8 protein-coding genes and 2 pseudogenes are annotated in these 12,630 nt (G+C 34.7%); 9 read left to right on the top strand and 1 reads right to left on the bottom strand.

The annotated features are described in order from the left end of the window. From ACED45_RS22975 to ACED45_RS22965, 3 genes and pseudogenes are all read left to right on the top strand, one after another. Positions 1-314 (top strand): annotated as a pseudogene (locus ACED45_RS22975) (IS5/IS1182 family transposase); the annotation flags it as partial. 169 nt (positions 315-483) lie between these two features. After that, the gene (locus tag ACED45_RS22970) at positions 484-1,368 is read left to right on the top strand and encodes a LysR family transcriptional regulator (RefSeq protein WP_371715103.1); all 885 of its coding nucleotides are present in this window, start codon (positions 484-486) and stop codon (positions 1,366-1,368) included. Positions 1,369-1,489: 121 nt separating this feature from the next. After that, on the top strand, positions 1,490-2,068 hold the full coding sequence (locus ACED45_RS22965; RefSeq protein WP_136973890.1) for a response regulator transcription factor: 579 nt from the start codon (positions 1,490-1,492) through the stop codon (positions 2,066-2,068). Between the two features lie 1,116 nt (positions 2,069-3,184). Here the strand turns inward: ACED45_RS22965 and ACED45_RS22960 are convergent. Then, a complete protein-coding gene (locus ACED45_RS22960; RefSeq protein WP_136973891.1) occupies positions 3,185-3,823 on the bottom strand; it encodes an AcfA family outer membrane beta-barrel protein in 639 nt (212 codons plus the stop codon). Between the two features lie 241 nt (positions 3,824-4,064). On the opposite strand from ACED45_RS22960, the pseudogene ACED45_RS22955 reads away from it, so the two are divergent. From ACED45_RS22955 to ACED45_RS22930, 6 genes and pseudogenes are all read left to right on the top strand, one after another. Beyond that, positions 4,065-4,659: pseudogene (locus ACED45_RS22955) on the top strand (hypothetical protein). 586 nt (positions 4,660-5,245) lie between these two features. Next, on the top strand, positions 5,246-6,184 hold the full coding sequence (locus ACED45_RS22950) for a hypothetical protein (protein ID WP_136973892.1): 939 nt from the start codon (positions 5,246-5,248) through the stop codon (positions 6,182-6,184). A 3-nt stretch (positions 6,185-6,187) separates the two neighbouring features. Beyond that, the gene (locus tag ACED45_RS22945; RefSeq protein WP_136973893.1) at positions 6,188-8,188 is read left to right on the top strand and encodes a cysteine peptidase family C39 domain-containing protein; all 2,001 of its coding nucleotides are present in this window, start codon (positions 6,188-6,190) and stop codon (positions 8,186-8,188) included. Positions 8,189-8,202: 14 nt separating this feature from the next. Then, positions 8,203-9,318 (top strand): efflux RND transporter periplasmic adaptor subunit, encoded by a 1,116-nt coding sequence (locus ACED45_RS22940; RefSeq protein WP_371715102.1) that lies wholly within the window; start codon positions 8,203-8,205, stop codon positions 9,316-9,318. Continuing rightward, complete coding sequence (locus ACED45_RS22935; RefSeq protein ID WP_371715101.1) at positions 9,318-11,225, top strand: ATP-binding cassette domain-containing protein; 1,908 nt, start codon at positions 9,318-9,320, stop codon at positions 11,223-11,225. Before ACED45_RS22940 ends, ACED45_RS22935 begins: the two co-directional genes overlap by 1 nt. A 98-nt stretch (positions 11,226-11,323) precedes the next feature. Further along, on the top strand, positions 11,324-12,568 hold the full coding sequence (locus tag ACED45_RS22930) for a TolC family protein (RefSeq protein WP_371715100.1): 1,245 nt from the start codon (positions 11,324-11,326) through the stop codon (positions 12,566-12,568). Positions 12,569-12,630: the final 62 nt, after the last annotated feature.

The raw sequence follows: 12,630 nt of genomic DNA, 5'->3' as shown, positions 1-12,630 counted from the left end.
CTGCTATTAAGATTAAGCGAGTGACTTCGCTTGTTCCTCCAAGATAAAGGGTAGCATTCAGGAACTCGGCCATTCTCGAAATCGCTCAGTGGGTTGCTAGAAATTATACGGCTCAAATAAGTATTGGAAAGAGCGGTATGGTTACCACAAACGCTCACTCTCAGAAACGGCGATGTAACAAGTTAACCAATTGTTAGGAGGACGATTAGATTTCAGAAATTACAGTACACAGTCAGGGGGAAACTCGCGCTAAGCTCAAAACGTTGAATAAGCTTACTGGGTTAGGTATGCCTGAAACTTATTGTATTGACTAAAAAGCACGTGAAATGGGGCGGCTCTGTCTCTAAACTGAATTACACAACAGAGCCAATAGCATCTACTATCAAATTGTTCATTTGATTGAAAATATTGAAAGATTGCTTTAATAATGGGGGGCGTGACTATACTATATATAGATGTCATATAAAAATTTCGCTTAACATTATGAAGTCAAAGTTAGATTTAAATTTGCTTATAGTATTGATTTTATTGGATAAACATCGTCAAATAAAATCAGTAGCTAAGGTTTTAGGAAAAACGGAGAGTGCTGTCAGTAAGCATCTTGCTAAATTGAGGGAGCAATTAAAAGACCCACTATTTGTCAGGGTTGGGAATGATTTTGAGCCGAGCCTTTATATGAAAAAAATACTTCCTATTATTTCATTAGGAGTTGAAACGATTGATTCAATAAGCAAATGTCATTATTTTGATCCATTATCTTATGAGGAAGATATTGTAATTGCCTTGCCTAATATCATGCAATATTGGGTAGGAAATAATATAGTATTTGATGTGATAAAAACATTCCCTAAAGCTAAAGTTATCCTTGTTAGTTGGGACGAAAAGTCTAATGTGGCAATGTCTAATGGCGATATTGATATTGGGGTACACTATTTTAATTCAGATTTACCAAAAAATATTTATCAACAAGGGCTTGGAAGGATGTTGCCCAAGGTCGTGACTAATTTAAGCTTAAAAGGACATAGTTTTAAACAGTTGACTGAATTACCTTTTTTCTGGCTTACAACAAATGGGGCATCTCATAAGAAACCCTCTATTTTGAAAGCATTGAATAAAAATGAAGTGTATTTAAAAACGGTTGGTGAAGTTGATACCGTATCATGTTTGCTTGATATTTTAGCAAACAGTCAATCAGCTACAATACTTCACTGCTTAAACGATACTCTTGAAGGGTTTAATATTACGGATTTACCAAACTATAATATTGAAGAACAGCCTTTAATTGTAATAAATTATCGCTTAGCCAATCGAGATACTCCGTTAACACAGTTACTCGCAAAAATAATAGTTAAAAATTTCACTAAATAGATGGGTTGGGATAATTCCTACGGTTGCGTAGGAAAGGTCTCTTGTTGGGGGTTTGGCTAGATCAAAGATTGACATATAAAAGAATTTTGATAGATTTGAGCTCAAAAAGAAGCGAGATTCAATGTTGGATTATATTAATTGTTTGATAATAGATGACCACCCACTAGTTTGCTCTTCTATTCATAATTTACTCAAAGAAATTCCTTACATAAGGAAGGTCGATTATACATATAACCTCAAAGATGCAATGATTAAGTTGAAAGGGGGGGATGTTAACTTTTTAATATTAGATATCAATCTTGGAGACGGTGACGGGTTTGATTTTTTGAGGCGTGCAATTGCACATGGTTATAAGGGGAAAGTGCTTTTTATTTCAGGGAGCGATAGCGCTATACATATGAATGCAGCGTTGAATCTTAACGCTGATGGGTATATTTGTAAATCGGAAGACTTGAGTATAATTAAAGAGTCGGTAGATAGTATATATCGTGGTTATAGTATTTTTAAATCAGGGGTTGGTGCAATTGACCATGCTCTATCCAATAGGGAGGTTGCAGTTTATAACCTCCTGCTTCAAGGTAAGTCAAATAATAATATCGCTGAATTACTGTCGATAAGCCCCAAAACAGTAAGCACGTATAAAAGAAGAATACTGGATAAATATGAAGTAAATAGCATTGTAGATTTACTTACTAAATAGATTGAGACCATATAATCAATCTATAGGTATAGAAAACCACGGGTTTATCTGTGGATGAACGACTTTGAAGGCGATACACCTCGTTCTACAATGTTTATAACACTAAATATAACGCAGCTTGTCCCAAACTCAACTGCGAAGTGCGACACCCTCCAATATCAAGCAGCCAATGTTATTTCTTTAAAGACAATCGCTGGTTGCTTGAAATCTAAACGCTTTTCGGTCGATAATTTGTCCGTGATACAGCGAATTCAATATCGCTGTCTGTTACCGTTGTCAAGTCGGTTCCCATATTGCATAAAAGCTCGTTAGTATTCTCATTCTCCAGCTACTTTACGATGCTTTCATGACCTGCAAACTCTCTCTCGTTACCTACCGTGATGGTATTGACATTTTCCTTATAAGGCATGAGTAGCTCTACGGTTGCTTTGCTCACGTCATCCGCTGGTTTGGATGGCACTTTCTTTACGACGTAAAGTCGTGTTTACGCTCCAAGATAGTCACCATAGTCACCATAGTCACCATAGTCACCATAGTCACCATAGTCACCATAGTCCCAGTGCTGTGTTTGCCTAATACGGTGTCGATTTTTCAATTATCAAATCGCCTCTTACTGTCAATGATACTTGGCTTATCATCGATAGAAACAGCGCTGCCGCTTTTCTCTGTATTACCTTGACGATACCGCTTGCGAGCTTGCCTCGAGTGGCGATATAACGTGCCACCCAACTGTTTATTCTGTGCAACAAATCGGTAGTTCAACTAATTGCTGACAGCAGCACCGACCTTATTTAATGCACTGGAAATTTGATCTGGATTCCAATCCGTTTCTAAAAGCAGGCAGACAAAATTAACACTCTCTTGAGGTATTCTGTATTTACGCGCTGATGTTCGTTTGTTGATAACACCTGAACTTAATTTGAGCAATAATGACCTTCCTTGCGGTCGCGTTTAAGCTCCCGATATACAGTAAAGCGGTGGCATGCAAGTGTTGATAATTCATGGTGGTACTCTGCTTGTTTCTTTGACTTGAAGAGCGTATCACTTTCAGCCGTTGGCTTCTTCTTTTACACCTTCCCATGAATGTCGCACTTATTATCTGAAATCGGGAGTTTATTAGTAGTAGTAAGTAGAACTAAAGCTGAATGATGTCGTATTAGCAAAGCGATCAAATTGATGTTTAACATTGATGCCTACTTTTAACTGTGGGTACACCTCATATTCTGTTCCTGCAGAAATTAAACCTCCTATTTCATTTGAGTTTTTGGAGTATTGGCTTATAGGTGTGATTATTTCATATTTTGACGAAGGAAATTCTTCTTCAAAATAATGTGCACCTCTTAAATTGTATTGAGTATAGGTTAAGCCTAATTTAAACTTAGTTAACCATATTTCGTTGAGATGGTGTGAATATATAGGTGTTAGAATGAGTTGCTTGGCTTTTACAGTTGTATCCCATTTTTCTTTGGTAACGGATACAATGTCTGACCTGACAAATTCGGAATGGTCATCTTCCAAATTAAATTGGTTGTAACCAAATTCGATTGCCCATTGCGAATCTAATGAATAACCGACAAAAAAATTCAACGTGCCATCTTCGTTCCTTGCGTTAAGGCTCGTTTTGGGTGATGAAATGAAATTGTTTTTTACGTGATGGTTTGTTGAACCTAAACCATATTCTAATCCGAAATAAGGTGAAGATACTGCATTAAAAGATATACTCAACAAGGCCGTTTTAAATAATATTATTTTCATTTTAAATCCTAATAAAACTTTTAATCATGTTTTAACAATAAATACAGGGCTTGGATGTAAGTTAAATCCCAAAGTGGTTAGGTATTTTCTTTATTTAGTGCTAGTAAAAACGTTTCATTGCGGATTAACGTGAACTATAAACGACTTTGTTGTGTAATTCCGTGGAACTAAATCAAGAACCTACGCCCTGACTAGTTACGTCCACTACCTCTCGTAGCCCTATGCATAAACCTCGTACAAAATAAACAACTGGAAGCAATATAAACAATCACTCATATAACCGTGGTTCTCTGACCTTTTGGATAGATGAAGAGGCGGTAAGCGGGTGGGCACAAAGCAAACAGAACAAGCGCGGGACTGATGGCAAGCGTAGAGTCCGGCGGAAGCTGCATATTGCCGTCGATACAAGCACTAAAGAAATTATTGCAGCCGAGGGTTACAGGTGGAGAAGTACTCCCGAACTTACCGAAGCAAACACATCGAAGTATTCTTGAGGTGTCTGGTGATAGCGCTGACGAAACGAGAGCGTTTAAGATTAAGCGAGCAGTTGCGCTTGCTCGCCAAGAGAAGGGGCAGCGTTTTGGGAACTCGGCTACGCTCGAAATCGCTCAGTGGGTAGTCAGAAATTAGACGGCTCGTATAAGTATTGGAAAGAGTGGTATGGATGCCGCAGACGTTCACTCTCAGAAACAGCGATGTATCGAGTTGAACAGTTGCTAGGAGGACGATTGAGATTAAGAAATTACCATGCGAAGGTGGGTGAAACTTACGCGATGATTAAAGCGTTGAACAAGCTTACTGGGTTAGGTATGCATGAAATTTGTCGTGTTGACTAAGAAACAAATGAAATGGGGTGGCTCTATCTCTAAATTTAATTTCGCAACAAAGCCGTTTGAGCCGCTTGACGAGGTAGTTACGTCAATATTCATGCTTGGAAGAAGTTCCTAGCTAAATTTCTACAGATGAAGTTGATTATTGAAGACGTGTAAACACATTGAATCCCTTGAATGGGAATTTTACTACAATCGTTAGGGATTTGTATTATGTAAGTTAGGCGGACATTTCTTTATAATTTTCTGGTCGAGTTCAATTTGACGAGAAATTTAATTAAACATACAAAATGAGGAAATTTATGAAAACTCTCAATAGCAATGAAGCTCGTAATATAGTGGGTGGCAAATGGCAAGTGGAATGTTATGCCCCTAGTTACCCTAGCGGTGGTCAAATCATAGTTCGCGGCTACCATTTTACAAGATATTCCAATGATAAAAGAATGACTAGCAAAAAGGCTGACGATGTTTGTGGATCGTATAATTTCTCTACAAGCTTTAAAAAAGTCTAGTAATAATTAATATTAATAGCGTCTAATCTTTAGGCGCTATTATTTGTGGAAGTGAAGTTTTGTTTTATATATATTCGTTTTTGGAATGGTTTGTAGCAATTCTTGGAAAAATAAAATCTTTAATATTATTCTTATTTAGGACTGTTTTAAAAATATTTAATGATTTTATTCCAAGTTTATTTTTGTATTTTTGTCTTTTTTTTAGTGTGTTGTATTCGTTTTTCCATTGCTTAAGTATTAATGAATTTACTGTTCGAGGCAATACCAATAAAGTAATAAGAAAATTCAGCTATTTCCCTAAGAAAAGATTTTATGATATGTACTGTAAGTTGTACATAAAAATGTTGTGCTATAAAAATAAAGTTGTTTGTGATGAAATTCACTCTTGCTCTAAGCAACTGAGAAAAATTAAAGAAAACCATAAAAAAGAAACTGGCAATGAGGTTATTTTATATCCATTACATGTTTTTTCTGACGAATTGGCAATAATTGTTGGTCAAGGAGCTTCAGATAATAAATTATATGTTATTAGTGATGTTACTGAATCTGACTGGAAATCAAAATGGGGGAGTAAAGCAGAGGAATGGAAGTGGAGTAACCAAGATTTAGAATTGTTTAATCCTTTTATTAAGTCAAAGACTGACGCATCAAGAGGTATAAGAGCAATAGTGAAAAAAGTGAGGAATAGTAGTGCTGATTTCGCAGTTTTTCCTGATGCTTTACCAGAATATACAGTACGTAGTGGCCAAAAACATTCTTATCAAAAGTCACTTTTATTTGGTAAAGAGTCAAATTTACATGCTGGACCGTTTAATTTCCCTAAATTAATGTTAAAAGATGTGTTGCCATATTATATATACATTAAAAATGGTCGCTTAAAGGTTGAGGTATTACCTGTTATAAGTAGATTTGACGTAAAATGTGAACTGCCATTAATAATTGAGTATGTGATCGGAGGTCCACACTATACACAATGGTTACTTTGGCATTTCCCTTCATTTTTCTATCGACAAGGTTAAATTATGGATACAGTTTGTTTACAAGGTGAAGTGGCCGAATGTGGTCTTGCTTGTGTAAGTAGTATCAGTGCTCACTATGATAAAAATGCGCCTCTAAGTTACTTAAGAACGTTATGTCGACCATCTGAATTGGGGACTAGTCTTCATGATTTAATTGGTCTCTTTGGAAAGTTAGATATTAATGCTCGTGCAGTTTCATTTACCCCCCAGTTAATCCAAGAGTTACCTACTCCGTGTATTATACATCTTAATGATAGCCACTATGTCGTGCTAGAGCGGATCAATAGTTATTGTGCCGTTGTTATGAATCCCGCTTTAGGTAGGCAAGTATTAAAGCTTGGTATGTTGAAACTGAGTTTGTCCGGCTATGCTATTGTTTTGGAAGAAAATAGTGAAATTAATGCTAAGCCGTCATTTTTTGGTCTTCCGAGATTTAAAAGCCAGAGTATAAAACTTGATGCTTTACTTTTGTTTTATGGGGTATGTACTACATTATTGTCATTAGTGTTACCCGCAATAATTTTGAATATTAATAACGGTTTTAAGGATTTCGAAAGCTTAGATTTTAATATGTTGTTCTATTTGGTATTAGGACAGATAGTTTCTTTAGTTATAATGTGGCAAAGCTCAAAGCGAACTCTAATGATAGAGGGAGCCACAATGGCTAGAGAAAGTAATAGAATCTATTCTTTGTTCTTGAGCAATAAGATGTCGTTTTTCGAACGCAGGACATCGACAGATGTGACAAATAGATCGCTTAAGTACGTAGGAGCAAAAGTTGCGAAGTCAACAATTTATAATAGTTTGGTTGTTTGTGTTATTCAACTTGTAGTTGCATTTTTTATTGCTGCTTACATTTCGCCATATTTAGCTGCTTTTTTGTTAGTAATATCTTCTATATCATCGTTCTTAGCCTGGATGTCAAGGAAGCATCTAACTCAAATTAACGTAATAGAAGAGTCTTATCAAGAAAACATATTTAAGCATTTTGTAGAATCTTTCAATTCAATTTCAGACATCAAATCAAGAAAAGCAAGTGAAAACCTCTGTGGCGTTAATGATTCTAAAGTGAATCAACTCGTAGAATTTAAGATAGAGTCTAGTTTAAAACACCTAAAGTTTCCAATCACGCAAGAAATCATTGGTATCGTTGATATAATGTTGACGTTATGCCTGTGTTTTTGGTTAGTTCAATACAACAATACACCTTTATCTTCGGTATTTCTGTTTTTTTATACAAAACAAATTTTTTCTGCTTCATTTAGTCGTTTGATTGATATAAATGATTCATTTGGTTCTTTTGATGCAGCAGAAGAAAGAGGAAGAGATGTTATTGAATTTGAAAAAGATAATAGTATTCATAATCTCCATAGGGATAAGGTCGGAGGTCTCCACCGTCGTAACTTCGTCGAAAAGATATGCGTAAATAACTCAATTAGTTTTCCAGAATTAAAAATAACCAAAGGGCAATTAGTAGCTGTGACTGGTAGATCTGGTTCGGGTAAGACGACATTACTAAAAGTATTATCTGGGTTATACAGCGATGCTATATTGAAAAATGATGAAGGTGGTGAAATGGATAATAATATATTAATTGCGTCAAATTATTATCAAGCTACTAACCAAGATTTTATTAGTGGTAGCGTACGTGAAAATATCGCTATGTTCGATGAAAATGTAAGTGATGATGATATTTTTATATTGATAGATAAACTTAGTTTAACACAAGTTGTAGCGTCACTACCTCAAGGTATCCATACGAACATCAGTAATTATACCAATCCATTTTCTTCCGGAGAAAAGCAGCGCATTTTGTTGTGTAGGGCATTACTCTCAGATAAGGATACTTTATTGTTAGATGAACCTACGAGTAATTTGGATGCACTGAGTTGTGATTTGATTGTGGATACTTTAAAAGGAACAGGGAAAACTATTGTTTTCACTAGTCATAATCCTAGGTCAATTAAAAATGCGGATCAAGTTATTGATCTTAACACCATATAGTTAAGGATATGAAGGTGAGTTTACGTAAGGTTATAACGCTAAAATTAGTTGTTTTTGCCGTGTCATCCATTGTTTTATGTTTAAGTTTTATCTATGTAAACGCGATTGTTGATTCCAATAAATTAGGAGGGAAAGGTACGCATGTTGTATCAATTGACAGCATCACTCGCTATGTGGAGTCTATCGGAACGATAGAAGCAGTTAGAATGATTGATGTCGGTGCAAGTGTTTCTGGAGAGATTACCGAATTAATGGTTGGCATAGGTGACAAGGTTTTTAAAGATCAATTATTAATCGAAATTGACCCTACTGTAAGTTCAAACGAGCTTAAAACAGCACAGAACGAGCTTAAGATGGCCGTTGCAAATTTTAACGTAAGCCAAGAACGACTTTTATATGAGAAAGAGCAATTAGAGCTCGTCACGCACTTAGTAAAGGTCGGAAGTAAAACATCACAAGAATTGAAAGAACAAAAACTTGCATATTTGGAGAGTGTAGCATCTTTCCAGAGCAGTAAACTTTCTAAAGAGACAGCGGTGTTGGAAGTAGATTCAAAAAAAGCGCAATTAACTTATACAATGATACGTTCTCCGATAGAAGGGACAGTGGTTTCAATACACGTTGATAAAGGTCAAACTTTGGTGTCAACCCAACAAGTAAGTAACTTGATTAAAGTGGCAAGTACGGATATATATCGTATTGAGCTTCCTATATCTGAGTATGATATTTCAAATATATCTATTGGGTCTATTGTTGAATTTAATATTTTGGGAGTTTCAAAAGATAATTACACATCAAAAATATCTTCTATTGAGTTGACGCCATTAGATAATAGTTCAAAGGGTGTTAACTATAATGTTTCTTTTAACGTACCTAGAGAGTTGTCTGAAAGTGCTCGTATTGGTATGTCAATAGGTGCAAGAATAAAAACCGCGGAAGCTATTGATGTTGTTACTATTCCTAATCAATACATCCAATATGGCGCTAATGGTGTAGCTAACGTCAATGTATTAGTTGATGGTCATGTTATTGCCAAAACCGTTGAGCTAGGTTTACACGATTTTTTGAAATCGGAAATAATATCTGGAGTTGAGGTCGGTGATGTTTTAATTTTAGAAGGTGTAAATTGATGTCTTTGATTAAAATTAAAGGATTAAATAAAACATACCATAAGGCTGACAGTAGCACTGTTGTGCTAAATAATATTGATTTGGAAATTAATGAAGGCGAGTTAGTTGCCATAGTTGGTAGTTCAGGCTCTGGAAAGTCAACATTAATCAATATTATTGCAGGTCTAGACACTAATTGGACTGGTGATTATTATTTCGATGGAAATGATATGGGAGATTGCGGGAATGAAGAATGGGCGAAAATTAGGAACCGTTATTTTGGTTTTATCTTCCAATTATATAACCTAATACCGTATCTTAGTTGCTTAGAAAATATAAAATTACCTTTATCTTATTTTAATTCAAAAAATTCCCATTATTCAAATAGTATCGTAGAAACCATGAGACGCTTGAATATTGAAGAAGTCAGTTTTAATAAGCCTAGTGAACTATCTGGCGGGCAGCAACAACGCGTATCTATAGCACGAGCTTTAGCTAACAAGCCTAGGATTCTTTTAGCTGACGAACCAACTGGTGCATTAGACGTACAAAATAGCAACGAAGTAATTAAAATTCTAAAAGAAATTAATAATGAAGGAACTACTGTTGTAATTGTTACCCATGATATTAATATTGCTGAGTTGTGTGACAGAAAAATTGAAATTTCTGATGGTAAGGTGATTGATGACGTAAATGAGAACACTAATCTTCTTGGAAAGTTCCATAGTTCTAAGGAAGATAATATTTGTAACAAGAATTTTTTATATCGAGTCAAATGCGTGCTAAGGAATTCATTATTCTTATATATGAAGAATAAGACAAAGTTATTTTTGAGCCTTATAGGAGTCATTGTCGGTATTGCAACTGTAGTATTTATTTTATCAATATCCGAAAGTTTCGAAAAGCAAATAATATCAGAGTTGGCACAAATGGGAAACAATACTGTTCAGGCTGAATCTTACGAAGTGAAAAATGGATTATTAAACGAAAGCTCATTTGGTAAGTTGGTTAATTTAAAAGATATCGAACACATATCGCCATATTTACGCGAACACAAAGAATTAAATCAATATTTCAAAAACCCTAAAAAGAATAACTTTAGCAATAGTAGTACAATATTTGGTGTCTCAAGTGAATTCGAAAGTCTAATTAATTTGCAAGTGTTATCTGGGCGACTTATTAGTCCAAGAGACGTAGAGTTTTCGGAATCAGTTATTGTGATTAATGATGTATTAAATACACAACTTTTTGATTCTGAAGGAGCGATTGGAAAAAAAGTAGTTATAGATAATGTTGTTTTTTATGTTATAGGCGTCGTGAAACAAACTGATTTACGTAGTCCACAATCTATTGCATGGATCCCATATTCTACCTTTATCAATCGAATTAGTGATCAAGATTTCATTGATAGTTTCCATTTTACTGTAGTTAAACCTGAATCTGAGAAACTTGTTATTGATTATTTATCTAAGCTTACAAATGATAGTTATACATTTTGGTCAGATCAGGAATATATAGATACTCTTTATCGAGTTAAAAATTCATTCTCAGTTTTTATTTTGTCAATTGCTTCTATCTCTTTGTTTGTTGGAGGTTCAGGGATTATGAATATAATGTTAGCTTCCGTTAACGAGCGGTATTCTGAAATAGGATTACGCCGTGCAATTGGTGCCTCAAAAAAAGATATACTAGAACAGTTTTTAGTTGAGTCTCTTTTTATAACCCTATTAGGTGGATTTTTAGGGGTTTTGCTTTCGGTAGTTACATTATTAATTATAAAAAACATATTGACTGAGTTTGACGTTATATTATCTATTTCTTCCATTTTTATTGGTGTTGCTTTTTCTTTTTTTACAGGGTTGTTATTCGGTTTATTACCTGCAACTAAAGCTTCTAATTTAAATCCAATTGAAGCGCTTTCGAGATGATTTTTAAGAAAAATTTGTATTTGCTTATATCGTGCATCATTTCTGGTTGTAGTAATAATTCCAGCTACGGAAATGAAAGTATTAGAGAGGAACTAGATTTGGATAATTGGTTCTATGAGATAGAAGATTCTAAATTATTAATGGCACCTTATCTTTCCGAATTATTTATTAGTGCCGTTAACAATAATTTTCAGTTACAAACTTCTTTATTAGATATAAAAAAAGGAAAAATTAACAAACGTATTAACGACTATGATAAAAATGTTCAAATGAATGCCAATATCGGAACCTCTCATTCAAAATCACTAGAGCATGGTGGGAATTCTAATAATAGTTACACTACTTCTGTTGGGGTATTTTATGATTTTGATTTCTTTGGTAAGAAAGGCGTCGAAGATAAGTTGAACTTAATAGAACAAGAGTTGTTATTCTTAGATTTTTTGGGTCTTAGAAATGATGTTGTTACGTCACTTATCAATGAATACGTATCAATATCAGCTAATAAGTTACGACTTAACTTGCATAGACGGATTAAAGCTATTCGTATCGATGCGCTGAGAATCGAAAAGGAACGATTTGAATCTGGCGTTTCTGTTAACTCTGAAGTTATATTTTCTCAAAGAAAATTAGATTATGAATTGAAAGAAATAAAAAAAATTAACGAAGAAATTTTTGATTCAGTTAACAAAATAGAGAATTTAATCGGAAGGTCTGAAGTTGTTGATCCAAATGAAATTAGCGAACTTGACATTATAAATTTGCCTGAATTTAAAATTTCTGATTTGCCAGAAATTGCTGGCACACATTACAATGTGTTAAGTTCGATGCTTAAAATCAAATCTAGTTCATTAAAATTGGAGCGTGAGGAGTTGGAATGGTACCCGCAAATTTCCATATCGGGAACAATCGGTACTCAGGGGGATAAGTTGCTTAAGCTTTTTGAGAATCCAGCTGGTGCTTTGTCTTCTACAATTATTCTACCTTTTATTGAGTGGCATAAACGTGCTGTTAATGTCGATTTGCTTAATGTTGATTTATCGATATCACACTTAGATTATGAATATAAGGTTGGTTCCGTTGTAGATAATATGAACAACGCTTTAATTAATCTATATTCAGCACAAAGAGATTATGAATTTAGCCAAGTTGATTTGTCTGCTACTGAATTGACTAACTATTATAGTTTGAGTGAATATGATTATGGATTTACATCAAAGTACGAATATCTTCTTTCAGAAGTTGAGCTATTAAATTCCAAATTGGCTCAAGTTGACGCTCAACATGCCTTTGTGAATGCCAAGACTAATTTATGTTCTGCACTCGATTATCATGGATGCTTCTAATTTGCTTGGCTTTGTTGCGTAATTCAGTGGAACTAAATCCAGAACCTACGATCTGATCAGCT

The organism is Vibrio crassostreae, assembly GCF_041439375.1.
GTDB lineage: Bacteria > Pseudomonadota > Gammaproteobacteria > Enterobacterales > Vibrionaceae > Vibrio > Vibrio crassostreae_D.
Note: the sequence above shows the minus strand (reverse complement) of the source record. Positions and strands in the feature narration are given on the sequence as shown.

What these genes read in the sequence shown, in the direction of transcription:
- ACED45_RS22970 (WP_371715103.1), top strand. Translation starts at nt 484, where the DNA reads ATGAAGTCAAAGTTAGATTTAAATTTGCTTATAGTATTGATTTTATTG.
- ACED45_RS22965 (WP_136973890.1), top strand. Translation starts at nt 1,490, where the DNA reads ATGTTGGATTATATTAATTGTTTGATAATAGATGACCACCCACTAGTT.
- ACED45_RS22960 (WP_136973891.1), bottom strand. Translation starts at nt 3,823, where the DNA reads ATGAAAATAATATTATTTAAAACGGCCTTGTTGAGTATATCTTTTAAT.
- ACED45_RS22945 (WP_136973893.1), top strand. Translation starts at nt 6,188, where the DNA reads ATGGATACAGTTTGTTTACAAGGTGAAGTGGCCGAATGTGGTCTTGCT.
- ACED45_RS22935 (WP_371715101.1), top strand. Translation starts at nt 9,318, where the DNA reads ATGTCTTTGATTAAAATTAAAGGATTAAATAAAACATACCATAAGGCT.